The organism is Pseudomonas proteolytica (assembly GCF_007858275.1).
Taxonomy (GTDB): Bacteria; Pseudomonadota; Gammaproteobacteria; order Pseudomonadales; family Pseudomonadaceae; genus Aquipseudomonas; species Aquipseudomonas proteolytica.
In genome coordinates this window covers 166,676-186,186 of the sequence record NZ_VFEV01000004.1, presented here as the reverse complement: position 1 = coordinate 186,186, position 19,511 = coordinate 166,676, and the positions used below count along the sequence as shown (strand labels likewise).

Here is a 19,511-nt window from a genome sequence, read left to right as displayed (position 1 = left end):
TTTCCTCAGCAGTCCAGTGGGTTGCGTTTTTCCGGGTTGATCCCGAACTTGACGATGGCGTCAGCCACCACCTTGGGTTCGATCTCTCCACGGTCAGCCAAGGCTTCCAGGGCTGCCAACACCACGAAGTGACGATCGACTTCGAAGAAGTGACGCAGCTTCTTGCGGCTGTCACTGCGGCCGAAACCGTCGGTGCCCAGCACTTTGAATTCCTTGGACGGGACCCACTGGCGAATTTGTTCAGCAAACAGCTTCATGTAGTCGGTAGAGGCGATAACCGGACCTTTACGGCCAGCCAGGCACTCTTCGACGTAGCTCAGCGCAGGCTTCTGGCCTGGGTGCAGGCGGTTGCTGCGTTCCACGGCCAGGCCGTCGCGACGCAGTTCGTTGAAGCTGGTAACGCTCCACACGTCAGCGCCGACGTTGAACTCTTCACGCAGGATCTTCGCCGCTTCACGCACTTCGCGCAGGATGGTGCCGGAGCCCATCAGCTGTACGTGGTGTGCCGCTTCCTTGGTGTCTTCTTCGAGCAGGTACATGCCCTTGATGATGCCTTCTTCAACACCGGCCGGCATGGCAGGTTGCTGGTAGGACTCGTTCATCACGGTGATGTAGTAGAAAACGTCCTGCTGCTCTTCGGTCATCTTCTTCATGCCGTCCTGGATGATCACCGCCAGCTCGTAGCCGTAGGTGGGATCAAAGGTGCGGCAGTTCGGGATGGTGGCAGCCAGGATGTGGCTGTGACCGTCTTCGTGTTGCAGGCCTTCGCCGTTGAGCGTGGTACGGCCGGCGGTGCCGCCGATCAGGAAGCCACGGGTACGGCTGTCGCCTGCTGCCCAAGCCAGGTCGCCAATACGCTGGAAGCCGAACATCGAGTAGAAGATGTAGAACGGCAGCATCGGCTGGTTGTGGCTGGAGTACGAAGTACCGGCAGCGATGAAGGAGCTCATGGCGCCCGCTTCGTTGATGCCTTCTTCGAGGATCTGGCCCTTCTTGTCTTCCTTGTAGAACATCACCTGGTCTTTATCGACTGGCTCGTAGAGCTGGCCGACGGAGGAGTAGATGCCCAACTGGCGGAACATGCCTTCCATGCCGAAGGTACGGGCTTCGTCCGGGATGATCGGGACGATGCGCGGGCCGATTTCCTTGTCCTTGACCAGCTGCGCGAGGATCCGCACGAAGGCCATGGTGGTGGAGATTTCACGGTCGCCCGAACCATCAAGGATTGCCTTGAGGGTGCTGAGGTCCGGTGTCGGTACGCTGAAGCTCTGGGCGCGGCGCTGTGGCACGAAACCACCCAGGGCAGTGCGACGCTCGCTGAGGTAGCGGGCTTCGGCGCTGTTCGGCTCTGGCTTGAAGAACGGCAGGTTCTCCAGCTCTTCATCCTTGACCGGGATGTCGAAGCGGTCACGGAACAACTTCAGGCTGTCGACGTCGACTTTCTTGGTGTTGTGCGCAGTGTTCTTCGCTTCGCCGGCACCGGTGCCATAACCCTTGATGGTCTTGGCCAGGATGACGGTAGGTTGTTCTTTGTGGTTGACCGCTTCGTGGTACGCCGCGTAGACCTTGTACGGGTCGTGGCCGCCACGGTTGAGTTTCCAGATCTCGTCGTCGGACAGGTCGGCAACCATCGCCTTGAGTTCAGGCGTGTTGAAGAAGTGTTCACGTACGAATGCGCCGTCTTTGGCCTTGTAGTTCTGGTACTCGCCGTCGATGACTTCGTCCATGCGACGTTGCAGGATGCCGTCGACGTCCTTGGCCAGCAGTGGGTCCCAGAAACGACCCCAGATGACTTTGGTCACGTTCCATTGGGCACCGCGGAACACGCCTTCGAGTTCCTGGATGATCTTGCCGTTGCCGCGAACCGGGCCGTCGAGGCGCTGCAGGTTGCAGTTGATGACGAAGATCAGGTTGTCCAGCTTCTCGCGGCCGGCCAGGGAGATGGCGCCCAGGGATTCCGGCTCGTCGCACTCGCCGTCGCCCAGGAAGCACCAGACTTTCTGCTTGCCTTCGGGGATGAAGCCACGGGCTTCCAGGTACTTCATGAAACGTGCCTGGTAAATCGCCTGGATCGGGCCCAGACCCATGGAAACGGTCGGGAACTGCCAGAAGTCAGGCATCAGCCAAGGGTGCGGGTACGACGACAGGCCGCCACCGTCGACTTCCTGGCGGAAGTTGTTCATCTGGTCTTCGGTGATGCGACCTTCCATGAACGCACGGGCGTAGACGCCTGGCGAGGTGTGGCCCTGGAAGTAGATCAGGTCGCCGCCGTGTTCGTCGGTCGGGGCCTGGAAGAAGTAGTTGAAGCCGATGTCATACAGGGTTGCGCTGGAAGCGAAGCTGGAGATGTGACCGCCCAGGTCAGAATCTTTCAAGTTCGTGCGCATAACCATCGCCATCGCGTTCCAGCGTACCAGCGAGCGAATGCGGCGTTCCATGAACAGGTCGCCAGGCATGCGTGCTTCGTGGGTAACGGGGATGGTGTTGCGGTATGGCGTGGTGATGGCGTAAGGCAGTTGCGAGCCGCTGCGGGTCGCGAGTTCGCCCATACGGGTCATCAGGTAATGCGCACGGTCTTCGCCTTCTTTGTCGAGAACCGATTCCAGGGCGTCCAGCCATTCCTGGGTTTCGACGGGATCGAGGTCTTGCATGGCTTGCTCCAGGGCGGAAAGGCTACCAGAATCGGTTGCCTGAAGTTTGCGACTGGCCTTGTGGGCAGACGACATAAATTCTTGGATGGCCGAAGGTTGCTTCGGCGTCCTGTAGTTTTACTACAAATCGTCGGCCATTTCAGCCTTTCGAATGTATATACGAGTAGTAAAACTACACAAGACTGAGTGTATGACTCGGTCTGGCTGGTGAGCATAATCGTTATTGTTGATCTTTTGCGAACAAGAAAAGGTAGAAGTTTAATGTTGCCTGCCAAAATTAATGAATTTTCAGCTATTTCTAACTTTTGTTCGACAGTCCTTCGCCAAGCGTGGTTCTTGCGTTCACAGCCACAAGCCATTTACACGCCGATCAAGGATAGACCATGAGCCTTCCAATGCTGGTTGAACTCCCTGCCGTTCTGTTGCCGTTTGCCAGCCGGGCCGAGCAGTCATTTCGTGACGCAGCGGCCATGCTGGATGCCGATCATGGCCTGTCCGCGTGGACGCCGCAACGTTGGGCCGACTTCGCCCGTGTCTGCGCCGCCAGTGATTTTGTGATTGAACAGAGTGTTCGTGACCCTTTGATGTTGCTGGAACTGGTGGCCTGGGGCGAACTGGATCGCGGCTTTGCACCCGATGAGCTGTGTGGGCAGATTGCCGCAGCGGTGCAACAGGTTGAAACAGAAGACGAGCTGGGCCGCGTCCTGCGTCGCCAGCGGACCCGCCAGCAGGTGCGGATTATCTGGCGCGACCTGACCCGACAGGCGGACCTGGTGCAGACCTGCCGCGACCTGTCTGACATGGCCGACGCCAGCATCGACCAGGCTTACCAGTGGCTGTACCAGCGCCATTGTGCGCAATTTGGCACCCCCACCGGCGGGCGCAGCGGCGAACCGCAGCAGATGGTCATCCTCGGCATGGGCAAGCTGGGGGCGGTGGAGTTGAACCTGTCGTCGGACATCGACCTGATCTTCGCCTACCCCGAGGGCGGCGAGACCGTGGGCGCCAAGCGTGCCCTGGACAATCAGGAGTTCTTTATCCGCCTGGGCCAGAAGCTGATCAAGGCCCTGGACCCGATGACCGTCGACGGTTTTGTGTTCCGTGTCGACATGCGTTTGCGGCCGTATGGTTCAGCCGGGGCGCTGGTGCTCAGTTTCAATGCCTTGGAGCAGTACTACCAGGACCAGGGGCGCGACTGGGAACGCTACGCGATGATCAAGGCGCGGGTGGTGGCCGGCGATCAGGTGGCGGGTGCGCAGTTGCTCGACCTGCTGCGCCCGTTCGTCTACCGGCGCTACCTGGACTTTTCTGCGATCGAAGCGCTGCGCACCATGAAGCAGTTGATCCAGCAGGAAGTGCGGCGCAAGGGCATGGCCGACAATATCAAGCTGGGCGCGGGCGGCATCCGCGAGGTGGAGTTTATCGCCCAGGCGTTCCAGCTGATTCATGGCGGGCGCGACCTCAGCCTGCAACAACGGCCATTGTTGAAGGTGCTGGGCACCCTGGAAGGCCAGGGCTACCTGCCGCCGGCGGTGATTGCCGAGCTGCGCAGCGGCTATGAATTCCTGCGTTACACCGAACATGCAATCCAGGCCATCGCTGATCGCCAGACACAGATGCTGCCCAACACTGACGAAGACCAGGCGCGGATCGCGTTCATGATGGGCTTTGCCGACTGGACCGCGTTCCATGAGCAATTGATGTACTGGCGTGGCCGGGTGGACTGGCATTTTCGCCAGGTGATTGCCGATCCGGACGAAGAGGAGGGTGTAGAAAGCGAATTGGTGGTGGGCGGCGAGTGGTTGCCGCTGTGGGAAGAGTCCCAAAATGAAGAGGCGGCCTGTCGCCAATTGGCCGAAGGTGGTTTTGCCGACGCACCCAAGGCCCTCAAGGCCCTGGCCAGCCTGCGCGGCAGCCCGCAGTTGCGGGCGATGCAGCGCCTGGGGCGTGAGCGGTTGGATGCGTTTATCCCGCGCCTGCTGGCCCAGGCGGTCGAGCACGCTAATCCGGACCTGGTGCTGGAGCGCGTATTGCCGCTGGTGGAAGCGGTGGCGCGGCGGTCCGCTTATCTGGTGCTGTTGACCGAAAACCCTGACGCTCTGCGTCGGCTGTTGACCCTGTGCGCCGCCAGCCCATGGATTGCCGAGCAGATCACCCGCTTCCCGCTGCTGCTGGACGAATTGCTCAACGAAGGCCGGCTGTTCAAGCCGCCCTTGGCGCCGGAGTTGGCCGCCGAATTGCGCGAGCGCCTCACGCGCATCCCCGAGGATGACCTTGAGCAGCAGATGGAAGCCCTGCGCCACTTCAAGCTGGCCCACCGCCTGCGCGTAGCGGCGTCGGAAATCGCCGGCAGCCTGCCGCTGATGAAGGTCAGCGACTACCTGACCTGGCTTGCCGAGGCCATTCTCGAGCAGGTGCTGGCCCTGGCCTGGCGCCAGACCGTGGCCCGCCACGGTACGCCGCAGCGCCTGGACGGCACCTTGTGTGATCCCGGATTTATCATCGTCGGCTATGGCAAGGTCGGCGGCATCGAGCTGGGACATGGCTCGGACCTGGACCTGGTGTTTATCCATGACGGTGACCCGCAGGCCGAAACCGATGGCGCCAAGCCAATCGATGGTGCGCAGTTCTTTACGCGCCTGGGCCAGCGGATCATTCACCTGTTGACCACCCAGACCAACTCCGGGCAATTGTACGAAGTGGATATGCGCCTGCGACCTTCTGGCGCATCCGGGCTGCTGGTCAGCTCCCTGGGGGCCTTTGCCCGCTATCAGGAAAACGAGGCCTGGACCTGGGAGCATCAGGCCCTGGTGCGGGCGCGGGTATTGGTCGGCAGCCAGGATGTGGGCCGCGCGTTTGAAGGCGTGCGGGCGCAGGTGTTGGGGCGCACGCAGGACCTGGCGAAGCTGCGCCAGGAGGTCAGCGAGATGCGCGCCAAGATGCGCGACAACCTGGGCACCAAGTCGACCGGGGCCGGCACGGCGGCGAATGCCTTCGAGCCCACGGCGGTGTTCGATCTCAAGCAGGACGCCGGAGGTATCGTCGATATTGAATTTATGGTGCAATACGCCGCTTTGGCGTGGTCTGCGCAACATCCGTCGTTGCTACGCTATACCGACAATATCCGCATCCTGGAAGGCCTGGAGCAGGTCGGGCTGATGCCCGCCGCCGATGCCCACCTGTTGCGCGAGGTGTATAAGGCCTACCGCTCGGCGGCCCATCGCCAGGCCCTGCAGAACGAGGCTGGGGTGGTTGCCGGGGATCAGTTTGCTGACGAACGGCGCCAGGTGAAACGGATCTGGCAAGAACTGGGGTTAAGCTAAAACACTACAGCGACCCCAATTGAATGTGGAGACCGGCTTTATGTGGGAGCGGGCTTGCCCGCGATGCAGGCGCTGCGGTCTGGCTGGCAGCACGCGGTGATGCTATCGCGGGCAAGCCCGCTCCCACACAAACCGTGACCTACAGTAATTATCGAGGCGGGGAGGCATGAGCCTCCCCGAATCGTTTGTGGAAACTACATGAATATTCTGATCGTTGGGCCCAGTTGGGTCGGTGACATGGTGATGGCGCAGACACTGTTCCAGTGCCTGAAACAGCGTCATCCCGACTGCCAAATCGACGTGCTCGCCCCCGAGTGGAGCCGGCCGATCCTGGAGCGCATGCCTGAAGTCCGGCAGGCCTTGAGCTTCCCGCTCGGCCATGGCGCGCTGGAGCTGGCGACCCGACGGCGCATCGGCAAGTCCCTGGCCGGCCAGTATGACCAGGCGATCCTGCTGCCCAACTCGATGAAGTCGGCGCTGGTGCCGTTCTTTGCCGGCATCCCCAAGCGTACCGGCTGGCGCGGCGAGTTCCGCTATGGCTTGCTCAATGATGTGCGCAAGCTCGACAAGGCCCGCTACCCGCTGATGATCGAGCGCTTCATGGCCCTGGCCTACGCGCCTGATGCCGAGTTGCCGACGCCGTATCAGCGGCCGAGCCTGCAAATCGACCCGGTTACTCGCGATGCGGCCCTGGCCAAGTTCGGCCTGACCCTGGATCGGCCGGTGCTGGCGCTGTGTCCGGGCGCCGAGTTTGGCGAGTCCAAGCGCTGGCCGTCGGAGCACTACGCCAGGGTCGCCGAGCTGAAAATCCGCGAAGGCTGGCAAGTCTGGCTGTTTGGCTCGAAAAACGATCACTCGGTGGGTGAAGACATCCGCCAACGCCTGATCCCCGGCCTGCGCGAAGAAGCGGTCAACCTCAGTGGCGATACCTCGCTGGCCGAGGCGATTGACCTGCTGTCCTGCGCCGATTCGGTGGTGTCCAACGACTCCGGCCTGATGCATGTGGCCGCTGCGCTGAACCGCCCGCTGGTGGCGGTGTATGGCTCCACGTCCCCAGGCTTCACCCCGCCATTGGCCGACAAGGTTGAAGTGGTGCGCCTGGGCCTGGATTGCAGCCCGTGTTTTGAACGCACCTGCCGTTTCGGCCACTACAATTGCCTGCGTCAGTTGCTGCCCGATTCGGTAGCCGAGGCCTTGCAGCGGTTGCAGGGCAACGTGGTCGAGGTTCATTGAGTTGCGGGTACTGGTAATCAAGACCTCATCCCTGGGCGATGTGATCCACGCATTGCCGGCATTGACCGACGCGGCCCGGGCGATTCCGGGGATTCGCTTCGACTGGGTGGTGGAGGAAGGCTTCGCCGAAATCCCCACCTGGCATCCGGCGGTGGACAAGGTGATCCCGGTGGCGATTCGCCGCTGGCGCAAGAACCTCTGGCAGACCTTCAAGAGCGGCGAATGGCGGCGCTTCAAGAAGCAGATCCAGTCCACCAAATATGACCTGGTGATCGACGCCCAAGGCCTGCTGAAAAGCGCCTGGCTGACCCGCTATGTGCGGGCGCCGGTGGCCGGCTTCGACAAGCAGTCGGCCCGCGAGCCCATTGCCGCACGTTTCTACTCCCGGCGCCTGGCGGTTGCCCGTGGCCAGCATGCAGTTGAGCGCTTGCGCCAGTTGTTCGCCGTGGCCCTGGGTTATGACCTGCCCAAGGGCCTGGGGGATTACGGCCTGAGCACCGAAAAACTGCTGGGCTTGCCGCCCAAGAAACCGTTCGTACTGCTGCTGCACGGCACCACCTGGGACACCAAGCATTGGCCCGAAGCCTACTGGCGCGACCTGGCCGAACGCATGGGCAGCCTGGGGGTGGATGTGAAGTTGCCGTGGGGCAATGCCGCCGAAAAAGCTCGGGCCGAGCGCCTGGCCCAAGGCCTGGCCAACGCCGAAGTGTTGCCTAAATTGAATCTGGCCGGTGTGGCGCGCGTCCTGGCTGGTGCCCGGGCCTGTGTCGCCGTGGATACCGGCCTGGGGCATCTGGCGGCTGCGCTGGATGTGCCGACGATCTCTCTGTTCGGCCCGACCAACCCGGGCCTGACCGGTGCGTATGGCAAGGCGCAGATCCATTTGGGCAGCGATTTCCCCTGCGCGCCGTGTCTGCAAAAGAAATGCACCTACCAACCGACCGCTGAAGACCAGCGCCGGTTTGATCTCAAGCGCGAGTGGCCGCTGTGCTTTACTCGCCTGAACCCTGAGCGTGTGGCCAGCCGACTGAGCACGTTGTTATTGGCTGAGGAGCTGCACTGATGCAACTGGCATTTGTTCTGTACAAATATTTCCCCTTTGGTGGCTTGCAGCGCGACTTCATGCGCATCGCCCTGGAGTGCCAGCAGCGCGGCCACCAGATCCGTGTCTACACCCTGATCTGGGAAGGCGACATCCCGCCGGGTTTTGAAGTGCTGGTGGCGCCGGTCAAGGCGTTCTTCAATCATCGGCGCAACGAAAAATTGACCGCCTGGATGCAGGCCGACCTGGCCAAGCGCCCGGTGGACCGCTTGATCGGCTTCAACAAAATGCCGGGCCTGGATGTGTACTACGCCGCAGACGGCTGTTTTGAAGACAAGGCGCAGAACCTGCGCCACTCGCTGTACCGCAGTTTTGGCCGCTATCGGCATTTTTCCGAGTACGAGCGTGCGGTGTTTGCCAAGGACGCCAAGACTGAAGTCCTGATGATCTCCGAGGTCCAGCAGCCGCTGTTTATCAAGCATTACGACACGCCGCTGGAGCGCTTCCACCTGTTGCCGCCGGGCATCGCCCAGGATCGTCGGGCGCCGCCGAATGCGGCCCAGATCCGGGCCGGGTTCCGTGCCGAATTCAACCTCGCGGACGATGATTTGCTGCTGGTGCAGATCGGTTCGGGCTTCAAGACCAAGGGCGTGGACCGCAGCCTCAAGGCGCTGGCCGCACTGCCTGCGGATCTGAAAAAGCGCACCCGCCTGTTTGTAATTGGCCAGGACGACCCCAAAGTATTCCAACTGCAGAGTGCTACCCTTGGGCTGGGCGACAACGTGCAGTTCCTCAAGGGGCGCAGTGATATCCCGCGTTTCCTGCTGGGCGCCGACCTGTTGATTCACCCGGCGTACAACGAAAATACCGGGACTGTGCTGCTCGAAGCAGCGGTGGCCGGGTTGCCGGTGTTGGTCACGGCGGTGTGTGGGTATGCCCATTACATCAGCGAGGCCGATTGCGGGCGTGTGCTGGACGAGCCGTTCGAGCAGGCCCAGCTCAACCAGTACCTGGCCGGGATGCTCAGCGATCAGCAGCAACGTGCGGCCTGGAGCCGCAATGGTCTGGCCTTCGCCGAGACGGCCGACCTCTATAGCATGCCGCAGCACGCTGCGGATGTAATTCTGGCGGAGCAACACTGATGAAGTTGATTCTTGCCGAACCGTTCAAGAGCCTTTGGGCCGGGCGCGATGCGTTCGCCGAAGTCGAGCTGTTGGACGGTGAGGTTTACCGTGAACTGGAAGCCCGTCGTACCTTGCGTACCGAGGTGGATGGGCGCGGCTACTTTGTGAAAATCCACCGTGGCATCGGCTGGGGTGAAATCTTCAAGAACCTGTTCACCGCCAAGTTGCCGGTGCTGGGCGCCGGGCAGGAGTGGCAGGCAATCCAGCGCCTGCACGAAGTTGGCGTACCGACCATGACCGCCGTGGCCTATGGCGAACGCGGCGCCAACCCGGCCGACCAGCATTCCTTTATTGTCACCGAAGAGCTGGCGCCGACCATCAGCCTGGAAGACTTGAGCATGGATTGGCTCAAGCAGCCGCCCGAGCCGCGTCTCAAGCGCGCGCTGATTGCCGAAGTGGCGCGCATGACCGGGATGATGCATCGCGCTGGCGTCAACCATCGTGACTGCTACATCTGTCACTTCCTGCTGCACACCGACAAGCCGGTAACCGCCGATGACTTCAAACTCTCGGTGATCGACCTGCACCGCGCCCAGGTGCGGCCGCGCATCAGCCAGCGCTGGCGCAACAAGGATTTGGCGGCCCTGTATTTCTCGATCCTGGATATTGGCCTGACCCGCCGCGACAAGTTGCGCTTCCTCAAAGGCTACTTCCAGCAGCCCCTGCGCCAGATCCTGGCCGAGGAAGGCGCGTTGCTGCAGTGGCTGGAGCGTAAGGCCAGCAAGCTCTATGACCGCAAAGTCCGGTACGGAGGTGCACTCTGATGGCGGGTTGGAACCTGGAACCTGCTTACTCGGAGCTTGTGGACGATTTTGGTAGCCTCGACGCAGTGTTCGCCCTGCAAGGCGAGCGGCTGACCCGTGATCCGCTGTCCGAAGTCATTCGCGTGGAGCGCGGCGGGATCAACTATTACGTCAAGCGCTACACCGGCGCCGGCAAAGGCCTGCGCCGTTACCTGGGCAAGCCCCGGGTCAAGTCCGAGTGGCAGAACCTCAAGCGCTTCGCCAAGTGGGGCATCCCAACCGCCGAAGTCGTGGCCTGGGGCCTGGAGCGCAAGGGCCTGGCCTATGATCGTGGGGCGATGATCACCCGCGAGTTACCGCGCACCGAAGACCTGGCGGCCCTGGCTGAACGCAAGGACCCGCAATTGTCCGACCCGGTGTGGGTCGACAAGGTCAGCCGCCAGCTCGCTGAATACACCCGGACCATGCACGACCACCGCTTTACCCACAACGATTTGAAGTGGCGCAACCTGCTGATCGACGACCAGCAGACCCTGTACCTGATCGACTGCCCCAACGGTGACTTCTGGCGCGGGTTCTGGCTCAAGTATCGGATCACCAAGGACTTGGCGTGCCTGGACAAGGTTGCCAAATACCACTTGTCTGCCACCCAGCGCCTACGCTTCTACATGCAATATCGTCGGCGCAAGCACCTGGGCGTATCGGATAAACAGCGGATCCGCCATGTACTGAAGTTTTTCGAGGGACGCGAATGAATGACTTCCTGGCAACTGAAGACCGGGCCTTGCTGGAGCGCAATGGCCTGGCTGACTTTGATGCCCTGTGGGCCAGGCAACTGGACGCAGTGGACGAGCCCAACACCAGTCGCGGCGGTTGGAGCAGCGTGTTTCGCCTGGAGCTGGAGGGTCGCGGTTTTTACCTCAAGCGCCAGAGCAACTACCTGACGCGCACCCTGCATCGGCCGTTTGGCGAGCCGACCTTTGCCCGCGAGTTTCGCAATATCAGCCGCTATCGGCAGAAGGCGATCCCGGCTTTGCAGGCCGCCTTTTATGGTGAGCGCAAAGTTGCGGGCGAATACCGCGCCTTGCTGCTGACCCGCGCGCTGGATGGCTGGAATGACCTGGATTCGCTGCTGGAGCAGTGGCCAGCCCTGAGCGACGCCCAGCACCATGCGATCCTCGTGGCCTGCGGCCAGTTGGCGCGCAAGCTCCATGGCGTCGGCCAGGTGCATGGCTGTTTTTACCCCAAGCATATCTTCCTGCAGGCCACTGGCGACGGTTACGCAGCGCAGTTGATCGACCTGGAAAAGACCCGACCGCTGTTGCTCGGCCGGCGTGACCGGGTCAAGGACCTGGAGCCGTTGCTGCGGCGTGCCGGGGCCTGGACTGCAGAGCAGGTGCGGCAGTTTCTGGCGGCCTACCTCGACCAGCCGGTGGACAGCTCCCTGGTGGATACCTGGGCACGTTACCTGGCTGGGCGGCGCAGTCACAAGGAGGCCCGCTGATGCGCTTGTCTGAACTCAAAAATGCCGGGCGCACGCCTGCGCTGCCCTTGAGTATCGAGTTGGCGGATGCGGCCGGCCCAGGGCAATTGCAGCTGCTGAGCCTGCTACGGGTGTTGCCGGGCCAGCGTTATGTGGGCGCGGCTATCTGGCGCGGCCGGCCGGTGCTGGCCAAGTTGCTGGTGGGTGGCAGCGCCGCTCGGCATTTCCAGCGTGAACTCCAGGGCGTGCGCCTGCTGGCCGAGCAAGGCCTGACCACGCCGCTGTTGCTGGCTGACGGTCTGCAAGACGGTGAGGGCGGCTGGCTGTTGTTCGAGTTTCTCGACGGCGCACAAAGCCTGGCCGAGGCCTGGGCGGCGGTTGAAAGCATGCCGCCTCTGGCGGATGAACAGCAGGCTGTGTTGGCCGAAGCGCTGGGCGCGATTGCACAGATGCACGCCAAGGGCCTGTGGCAGGAAGACCTGCACCTGGACAACCTGATGCGCCAGGGCGACAAGCTGTATTTGATCGATGGTGGCGGGATCTGCGTCGAACAGGCGGGCAAGCCCCTGTCACGCAACCGGGTACTGGAAAACCTCGGGGTGTTTTTTGCCCAGTTGCCGAGCGACCTCGAGCCGTTTACCGAAGAGTTGTTGGTGTACTACCTGTTAAGCAATGGCGAACACGCCTTGCCCCTGGAAGCCCTGCAAAAGCAGGTGCGCAAAGTGCGGGCCTGGCGCTTGAAAGACTTCCTGGGCAAGGTCGGCCGCGAGTGCACCTTGTTCAGCGTGGTGCGCGGGGCCTTTGGGCTGCGGGCGATCCGCCGGGAAGAGGAGGCGGCCCTGCTGCCGGTACTGGCAAACGTCGATGGGCTCATCGGCCAAGGCCAGATGTACAAGGCCGGCGCCTCGGCCACGGTGGCCCGAGTGGATGTGGCCGGGCGACCACTGGTGATCAAGCGCTACAACATCAAGGGTTTTGTGCACTGGCTCAAGCGCTTCTGGCGGCCAAGCCGCGCCTGGCACGCCTGGTACGAAGGCAATCGCCTGACGTTCCTGGGGATCGCCACGCCCAAGCCTCTGGCACTCCTGGAGCGGCGTTTTTTCTGGCTGCGCAGCCGGGCTTACCTGGTTACCGAGCATTTGGCCGGGCCAGACCTGATTGAGCATCTGGCCCCTTATGTCGAAAGCGGCGAGGTACCCGAGCCCGAACTGTTGGCCCTGGAGCGCCTGTTTGGCGAACTGATTCGCGAGCGGATCAGTCATGGCGACTTCAAGGGGCGCAACCTGTTCTGGCAGGGGGGGCGCTGGGTGCTGATAGATCTGGACTCGATGTGCCAGCACGGCTCACTGAGTAGTTTTGCGCCGGCGTTTGCCAAGGATCGTGCGCGGTTCATGCGCAACTGGCCGGTCGATAGCGCGTTGTATCGAGTAATCGATCAGCGCTTGCCCAGCAGGATCGACGGCGTCCTGTAGCTGCACGCTTGCCCGCTCCTGACAGGGCGGGCTCAGCTCATGCGTAGTGTTTCATCTTGTATATTGATTAATGATTGTTGAGTCGTTGTGCGCTCGAATTATTTGAGAGCGCAAAATCATGTCATGAAAAACTGATCTTAAGTGTATGTGGGGAGTTCTGTCTCGGATTAGTCCGATACTTCTCATTGGGTGTGTATGTGTTCGGTTATGTGGTTTTACATCTCGTGATGTTTGATCTTTATTTGAGTTTTTTGTGCTGTTGAAAGTTGTGGGTTGGGGATGTAGCTTTTGCGTTAACAGGTTGCGTGGCCTGTTAATGTCTTTAAGTTTGGAGAGTTTTATCATGTCTAATATTGGTAGTGTTTCGGGTTATAACTTTCAACCTTATGAGGGAGTTGGCTATAAGGAAAGAGAGATAGCTCGGCCCAATAAACTGGATCTTACCGCTGGAGAGGATGCGCAAGTGCTTGATCCCCGCACCGGCACCTGGGGGCCGGCGGTCGCTGCTGGCGAGGGTCGAGGCAGGGCTCCTGAGGAGCCTATCGATAGGGAAATTCCCTATGACCCTACCGGCAAAAGCTACGGGCCGGCCGATGCTGCCGGTCAGGTGATAGATGTGGAGATTCCTTATGACCCTACGGGAAAGAGCTATGAATCTACCAGCCCGGATGGTCAATTGATTGATGTGGAAATTCCTTATGATCCTACCGGGCTCTATGGTAGTACTCCGGACAAGAACGAAACCGATAAACCCGCTAGCACTCATCGTACTCACTTGAGTTCTATTCGGTAAGTTGGGTGGTTTCTTAAGTAAATAGTTTGGTCGGCGTTTGTTTGGTTGCAATTGAGGAGTGGCGTCTAGTGCAGTCAAGGCATGTGGCGTCACTTTTTCCAGTTGCGTCTTTGTTTAACGATATGTCGTGGTTTTACAGCGACCGAGTAAGCGCCGGCAAGCCGGCGCCTCCTGGTGGGGTCAGAACTGATACTGGGCGCCGGCTCCGGCATACCAGGATCGCCCCGGCGCCGCTTCGTAATAGCGCCCGTTACTGTCGCCAACAATCACAGAGCCGACATATTGGCGATCCAGCAGGTTATCCAGGCGCAAGGTCTGGTGAAAGGTCCAGTGTTCGACCTTCTGCTCAAACCGCGCACGCCAGTTGAAGACGCTGTAGCCCGGCGCAGCACGCTCCTGGTTGGTGTCCTCGACATAGATCTTGCTGCGGTACATGCCTTCGACAGCAGTGCTTAGCCAATCCCTTGGTTTCCAGTTCAGCTCGGCAAACAGCAGGGTCTGCGGGACGCCGGGCAGGTAGTTGCCTTTGTCGATGGTTTTGCTGTTGTTGCTGAAGTCACTGTCGTAGGTAGCTTGCAGGCGGGTGTAGGCGAGGTTGGCGCTCCATTGTTCGCTCAGTTGGCTTTCGATGCCCAGTTCAAAGCCGCGGCGCAGGGTGCGGCCGGCGTTTTGGTAGCTGGTGCGCCCGCCATTGGACTGTGCGACTACCAACTCATCCTCGGTGGTGATCTGGAATACGGCAGCGTTGAGCCGCGTGCTGTTGTTCACCTGCGCCTTCAAACCCACTTCATATTGAGTGCTCTCTGAGGGCTTCAGGCCAAAGTTGAAACCTTCGATGGCACCCGGGGCATAGGCCATTTCTGCCTGGGTCGGCGTTTCAAAGCCCTTGCCGGCACTGACGTAGCCGTGCAGGTCAGGGGTGAAGGCGTACATCACGCTCATCGAGGGCGTGTTCTTCTGGTAGGTCTTGTTGCCGCTGGCATCGCCATTGCTCAGAAACTGGTCATCGACGTCCATCTCCATCGTGCTGTGGCGCAGCCCGGCTTGCAGGGTCCAGCGGTCAATGGCCCAGTTGGCCTGGATGTAGGGGTCGAGGCTGCGGGCGGTGTCAATTTCGTTGCGGCGCAGTTCGCCTTTCACGCCCAGGGTGTTGCCGCTGTAGTTCTGGTAGCCGTGGCGGCTGTCCTCGCTCTGGTCGAAGTCCAGGCCGGCGATGATCATCAGCTCGCCCGGTGCGCTGTCGATAGGCTGCATCCAGCGCACGCCACCGCCGTAGAACTTGCGGTCGAATTGCACCACGCCGCCGCCGCGTTCGTTGCTCGGAACACCCTTGGGAATCGACAAATACTGAATCACACTCCGCCGCCCCGTATAGGCATTGACCTGCAACGTCGCATCGCCCATGTACCGCTCGTAATTCATCCCCAACTGCTGGTGATCGATACTCTTGCGCGTGTTGTACGTCAGGGCGTTGCTGCTGACCGAACGTGGGTCGGCCTTGTAGCCCGGCCAGGTCTGCCCCAGCGGATCCTGGGTGCCGTTCTGCTCCAGGCTGCTGTAGATCAGGGCCAGCTTGCTGTCGTCATCGGGTTCGACGTTGAGCTTGGCGAAGGTCTGGTCGCGGCGAGCGCTGCTGTGGTCGCGGTAGCCGTCGGTGTCCATGCGCGAGGCGTCGAGGACAAACCCGGCGCCCTGTACCGCGCCTTCGGCGCTGAGGTGGTTCTTGTTCAGGCCGTCGCTGCCGAACAGGGTTTCGGCGCCGATACGTGGTGCGCCCTCGCCATTGCGCGAGAACATCTGGATCACCCCGCCGGCGTTGCTGCCATACAGGGTGGCGGCTGGGCCGCGCAGTACTTCTATGCGCTCGGCGGTGTCGAGGTTGAACGTTGCCGCCTGGCCCTGGCCGTCCGGGGTGCTGGCGGGGATACCATCGGCAATCAGCTTGATCCCGCGTACGCCAAACGCCGAGCGCGCGCCAAAGCCACGGGACGAAATCTGCAAGTCCTGGGCGTAGTTCTGCCGGTTCTGCACCACCAGCCCCGGCACGCGGGACAGGGCCTCCGAGGCGTTGATGCCCAACTGGCCATCGCTGATCTGCTCACGGCTGATGCTGTCCACCGAGTAGGGTAGGTCGAAGCTGCGACTGGCGCTGCGCGAGCCTGTCACCACACTGGGGTCGAGGATCAGTGGGGCATCTTCTGCCTGGGCGGCTTGCGGCAAGCCCAGCAGGCTAGGGAGCAGCATCGCAATACAGGTGGGAACAACAACTTTCATGAGCAAGCCAACTTCCATGACGCGCAGCGCAGGCGCGGAAAAAAGGGCGCGAGTTTAACGATTCTGCGAGGCTTTTCCGAAGAATATTCCCGCACATTACCGGCATATTCGTCTTACGCAGTCTTGGGTTAGGCTGCCCCCTCATGCCAAAGAGGGTTGCCCGTGAATCCTACAAACATTCTGCTGTTTGCCGCCATTGTCCTTTCGACCACGGCCTGTGGCACCCTCGATACGGTGTTTCGCGAAGATGCGGTGGCCAGCCAGCGCCTCAAGAACCTGCGCAGCCATTGCGAGAGCGTGCCCCGTATCTACAGCGGCGTGGTGTACGACTTCTGCTCCCTCAATGGCGAACCCAACAGCAAAAAAAGCCTGGATGCGCAGCAGATCGGCCCGCTGCCCTGGATTGCCGTTGACTTGGTACTGTCAGGTGTTCTCGATACTTTGGTACTGCCCTACACCGTCTATCGACAGAACCTTGATGGCAGTATCGAGATCTTCCGCTGATACCGCTTGTTTCTCCGTGCCATTTGCCGCTAGAGGCGTTTTGCCGCTTTTAAGCTATAATCCCGCCCTTTAGCTTTTCTCGCCGAGGCGAGGAGCACACATTTTTCAGGCGCCAGCGCCTGCATGCAGACTAAAAGAGGCTAGACCCCAGTGGCATTGACGATTCTTGGCCTGTCCGGCGCCCTTAGCCATGATCCTTCCGCAGCGTTGTATATCGACGGCAAGCTGATCGCGGCCGCCGAAGAAGAGCGCTTCGTACGCGATAAACATGCAAAGAACCGCATGCCCTACGAATCGGCGAAGTTCTGTCTGGAGCAGGCCGGTATCAAACCTTCCGACGTTGATGTGGTGGCGATCCCGTTTGCCCCGATCAGCTTGTTCGGCGAGGCCCGCTGGCACTATGCCAAGCGTTACTGGTACGCACCGGACCGCGCACTCGATGCGATCCTGATGGGCAACCGTCGCTACAAGCGCTACCGCAACAAGATTGTCTGGTGCCTTGAGCAACTGGGCTTTGATCCGAAGAAGATCAAGATCGAACCGGTCGAGCACCACCTGGCCCACGCTTCCAGCGCTTATCACTGTTCGGGCTTCCAGGAGAAGACCGCGATCCTGGGGATCGACGGTAAGGGCGAGTACGCCACGACCTTCTTTGGCTATGGCGAGAATGGCAAGATCCACAAGATCAAGGAATTCTACGATCCGGACTCCCTCGGCGGCCTGTACGGCGCGATCACTGAGTTCCTTGGCTTCGAGATGCTTGATGGCGAGTTCAAGGTCATGGGCATGGCGCCGTATGGCGATGCCAGCAAGTACGACTTCTCGCGCCTGGCCTCCTTTGAAAACGGCGAGTTGGTGATCAATACCGACTACGCCAACGTCATTGGCCTGCGCCGCTATAAAGAGAAAGGCAAGGGCTTCTACTTCTCGCCAAAACTGATCGAGTGGCTGGGTCCCAAGCGCGAAGGCGACATCGCTGACGAGCCGTACATCCACTACGCAGCCAGCATGCAAGCGCTGTTCGAGAAGCTGGCGTTGCAGATGATCGACCATTACCTGGGCGATATCCTCAAGGAAACCGGCAAGCTGGCCTTCGCCGGCGGCTGCGCGCTGAACGTCAAATTGAACCAGAAGATCATTGCCCGCGACGACGTCAAGGAGCTGTTCGTGCAGCCAGCGTCCGGCGATGCCGGCACCGCGGTAGGTGCGGCGGCCTATGTGTCCCATGCCCGTGGTGTACCGGTAGAGAAGATGGAACACGTCTATCTCGGCCCGTCCTACAGCAACGAGGAAGTGATTGCCGCGTGCGCCAAGCACCCGAGCAAGCCGAAGTGGCGCCAGATCGAGGACATGCCCAAGCGCATCGCCCAGATCATGGTCGACGGCAACCCGGTGGCCTGGTTCCAGGGCCGCATGGAGTTCGGTCCGCGTGCCTTGGGCGGACGTTCGATCATCGGTTGCCCGAGCGCCGTGGGCGTGGCTGACCGGATCAACCACCAGATCAAGTTCCGCGAGCGCTGGAGGCCTTTCTGCCCGTCGATGCTCGACACCGTGGCCCCGCAGATGATCAAGGTCGATCACCCGGCCCCGTTCATGACCTTCACCTTTGAAGTGGCGGAAGAATGGAAAACCCGCGTGCCGGAAGTGGTCCATGAAGATGGCACCTCCCGCGCCCAGGTGCTCAAGCGCGAGTACAACCCGCGCTACTACGACATGATGAAAGAGCTGGAAGTGCTGACCGGCAACGGTGTGTCCCTGAACACCTCGCTCAACCGCCGTGGCGAAGCGATGATTTGCTCGCCGACCGACGCCCTGAACATGTTCTTCGGCTCGGACCTGCAGTACCTGATCATGGAAGACATCCTAGTCGTCAAAGATGGTGTGGAAGGGCAAGTCATTGACTGAAGCACTGATTGGCGTCGTCATCCCTGCCTATAACTATGCGCGCACCCTTGGGCGCGCGGTTGAGTCGGTGCTGGCGCAACTCGACGAAGCCGATGCGCAGTTGTTGGTGATTGATGACGGCTCTACCGATGAGACGCCGCAGGTGCTCGAGGCGCTGTTGGCTAAGCACCCCGGGCGATTCCGCGCCCTGCGCAAGCCCAATGGCGGCCTGGCCTCGGTGCGCAATCGTGGGATTGAAGAGTCTGCGGGCCAGTATCTGATGTTTCTGGACGCCGATGATGAAATGGCCCCAGGCGCCCTGGCCCTGGTCGCGCAGCATATTGCCACCCATCCCGACAGTCGCTTGATCATCGGTGGTCACTGGTCAGTATTTGAAGATGGCAAGCGTCGCCTGCATGCCGTCAAGCCGCTGCCGGCCACCCCCTACCAGCGGGTGCGGGGGTATTTGCTGGACAAAACCATCGCGATCTCCAATGGCGCCTGCGCCATGCACCGGGACATCTTCGCGGTGGGCAACTACCCCGAACGCATGCGCAACGCCGAGGATATTCCGGTGTTTGCCCAGGCCCTGGCGCGCGTGCCCTGCACGGTCATCGACCAGCCGCTGGCGCTGATCTACAAGCATGGGGACAGCTTGCGCCATGACATCAATCACAGTGTCGCGGCAGGCGTGAGCCTGGTGGACGAGGTGTTCTCGCCGGTACGTATGCCGGCAGAGCTGCAAGGCTTGCGCCGTGCGTTTCTCGCACAGCGCTGCTTGTCTTTGTTTCGCAATTGCTTAAGTGCCGGGGAGTACACGCTTGCCAAGCAGTTTTACTGCCAGGCGGTGCGTACAGACTGGCGCGCCCTGACGCGCTGGTCGTACACACGCAAGGCGCTTCAGCTGCTGTTCAAGTAAGCGTTT

14 protein-coding genes are annotated in these 19,511 nt (G+C 61.0%); 12 read left to right on the top strand and 2 right to left on the bottom strand.

What is annotated here, in order from left to right:
- Window positions 1–5: 5 nt before the first annotated feature.
- Window positions 6–2,651, bottom strand: coding sequence for a pyruvate dehydrogenase (acetyl-transferring), homodimeric type (gene aceE / locus FIV38_RS04885; protein WP_029299202.1), 2,646 nt, complete (start codon window positions 2,649–2,651; stop codon window positions 6–8).
- Between the two features lie 383 nt (window positions 2,652–3,034).
- Between aceE and glnE the strand changes: the two genes are divergently transcribed.
- From glnE to FIV38_RS04840, 9 genes are all read left to right on the top strand, one after another.
- Entirely contained in the window at window positions 3,035–5,974 is a 2,940-nt protein-coding gene (glnE, locus tag FIV38_RS04880; protein ID WP_092232978.1) for a bifunctional [glutamate--ammonia ligase]-adenylyl-L-tyrosine phosphorylase/[glutamate--ammonia-ligase] adenylyltransferase, read from the top strand.
- Window positions 5,975–6,172: 198 nt separating this feature from the next.
- Window positions 6,173–7,207: a lipopolysaccharide heptosyltransferase II gene (gene waaF, locus FIV38_RS04875; RefSeq protein ID WP_092232981.1), complete on the top strand. Its 1,035-nt coding sequence runs from the start codon at window positions 6,173–6,175 to the stop codon at window positions 7,205–7,207.
- A 1-nt stretch (window position 7,208) separates the two neighbouring features.
- On the top strand, window positions 7,209–8,270 hold the full coding sequence (gene waaC / locus FIV38_RS04870) for a lipopolysaccharide heptosyltransferase I (protein WP_032862116.1): 1,062 nt from the start codon (window positions 7,209–7,211) through the stop codon (window positions 8,268–8,270).
- The gene (locus tag FIV38_RS04865; protein ID WP_092232984.1) at window positions 8,270–9,391 is read left to right on the top strand and encodes a glycosyltransferase family 4 protein; all 1,122 of its coding nucleotides are present in this window, start codon (window positions 8,270–8,272) and stop codon (window positions 9,389–9,391) included. The genes waaC and FIV38_RS04865 overlap by 1 nt, the downstream gene beginning before the upstream one ends.
- Window positions 9,391–10,197 (top strand): lipopolysaccharide core heptose(I) kinase RfaP, encoded by an 807-nt coding sequence (rfaP, locus tag FIV38_RS04860; RefSeq protein ID WP_029299193.1) that lies wholly within the window; start codon window positions 9,391–9,393, stop codon window positions 10,195–10,197. The genes FIV38_RS04865 and rfaP overlap by 1 nt, the downstream gene beginning before the upstream one ends.
- Window positions 10,197–10,931, top strand: coding sequence for a lipopolysaccharide kinase InaA family protein (locus tag FIV38_RS04855; RefSeq protein WP_029299192.1), 735 nt, complete (start codon window positions 10,197–10,199; stop codon window positions 10,929–10,931). Before rfaP ends, FIV38_RS04855 begins: the two co-directional genes overlap by 1 nt.
- On the top strand, window positions 10,928–11,680 hold the full coding sequence (locus FIV38_RS04850; RefSeq protein ID WP_092232987.1) for a lipopolysaccharide kinase InaA family protein: 753 nt from the start codon (window positions 10,928–10,930) through the stop codon (window positions 11,678–11,680). The genes FIV38_RS04855 and FIV38_RS04850 overlap by 4 nt, the downstream gene beginning before the upstream one ends.
- Window positions 11,680–13,131: a lipopolysaccharide kinase InaA family protein gene (locus FIV38_RS04845; protein ID WP_092232990.1), complete on the top strand. Its 1,452-nt coding sequence runs from the start codon at window positions 11,680–11,682 to the stop codon at window positions 13,129–13,131. The genes FIV38_RS04850 and FIV38_RS04845 overlap by 1 nt, the downstream gene beginning before the upstream one ends.
- Window positions 13,132–13,474: 343 nt before the next feature.
- The gene (locus tag FIV38_RS04840) at window positions 13,475–13,924 is read left to right on the top strand and encodes a hypothetical protein (protein WP_139273543.1); all 450 of its coding nucleotides are present in this window, start codon (window positions 13,475–13,477) and stop codon (window positions 13,922–13,924) included.
- Between the two features lie 180 nt (window positions 13,925–14,104).
- On the opposite strand, the gene FIV38_RS04835 is transcribed toward FIV38_RS04840, so the two are convergent.
- Complete coding sequence (locus tag FIV38_RS04835; protein WP_208602575.1) at window positions 14,105–16,198, bottom strand: TonB-dependent receptor family protein; 2,094 nt, start codon at window positions 16,196–16,198, stop codon at window positions 14,105–14,107.
- Window positions 16,199–16,360: 162 nt separating this feature from the next.
- Between FIV38_RS04835 and FIV38_RS04830 the strand changes: the two genes are divergently transcribed.
- The 3 genes from FIV38_RS04830 to FIV38_RS04820 all read left to right on the top strand — a co-directional run bounded on the left by FIV38_RS04830 (window position 16,361) and on the right by FIV38_RS04820 (window position 19,505).
- Complete coding sequence (locus FIV38_RS04830) at window positions 16,361–16,702, top strand: YceK/YidQ family lipoprotein (protein ID WP_092232998.1); 342 nt, start codon at window positions 16,361–16,363, stop codon at window positions 16,700–16,702.
- Between the two features lie 150 nt (window positions 16,703–16,852).
- Window positions 16,853–18,607 carry a carbamoyltransferase family protein gene (locus FIV38_RS04825; RefSeq protein WP_029299183.1) on the top strand — a complete coding sequence of 585 codons (1,755 nt, stop codon included), beginning with the start codon at window positions 16,853–16,855 and terminating at the stop codon, window positions 18,605–18,607.
- Window positions 18,600–19,505 carry a glycosyltransferase family 2 protein gene (locus FIV38_RS04820; RefSeq protein WP_092233001.1) on the top strand — a complete coding sequence of 302 codons (906 nt, stop codon included), beginning with the start codon at window positions 18,600–18,602 and terminating at the stop codon, window positions 19,503–19,505. Before FIV38_RS04825 ends, FIV38_RS04820 begins: the two co-directional genes overlap by 8 nt.
- Window positions 19,506–19,511: the final 6 nt, after the last annotated feature.

Bases quoted from the DNA above. Each gene is read 5' to 3' on its own strand.
- aceE (WP_029299202.1), bottom strand. From the start codon at position 2,651: ATGCAAGACCTCGATCCCGTCGAAACCCAGGAATGGCTGGACGCCCTG.
- glnE (WP_092232978.1), top strand. From the start codon at position 3,035: ATGAGCCTTCCAATGCTGGTTGAACTCCCTGCCGTTCTGTTGCCGTTT.
- waaF (WP_092232981.1), top strand. From the start codon at position 6,173: ATGAATATTCTGATCGTTGGGCCCAGTTGGGTCGGTGACATGGTGATG.
- FIV38_RS04865 (WP_092232984.1), top strand. From the start codon at position 8,270: ATGCAACTGGCATTTGTTCTGTACAAATATTTCCCCTTTGGTGGCTTG.
- rfaP (WP_029299193.1), top strand. From the start codon at position 9,391: ATGAAGTTGATTCTTGCCGAACCGTTCAAGAGCCTTTGGGCCGGGCGC.
- FIV38_RS04855 (WP_029299192.1), top strand. From the start codon at position 10,197: ATGGCGGGTTGGAACCTGGAACCTGCTTACTCGGAGCTTGTGGACGAT.
- FIV38_RS04850 (WP_092232987.1), top strand. From the start codon at position 10,928: ATGAATGACTTCCTGGCAACTGAAGACCGGGCCTTGCTGGAGCGCAAT.
- FIV38_RS04845 (WP_092232990.1), top strand. From the start codon at position 11,680: ATGCGCTTGTCTGAACTCAAAAATGCCGGGCGCACGCCTGCGCTGCCC.
- FIV38_RS04840 (WP_139273543.1), top strand. From the start codon at position 13,475: ATGTCTAATATTGGTAGTGTTTCGGGTTATAACTTTCAACCTTATGAG.
- FIV38_RS04835 (WP_208602575.1), bottom strand. From the start codon at position 16,198: ATGAAAGTTGTTGTTCCCACCTGTATTGCGATGCTGCTCCCTAGCCTG.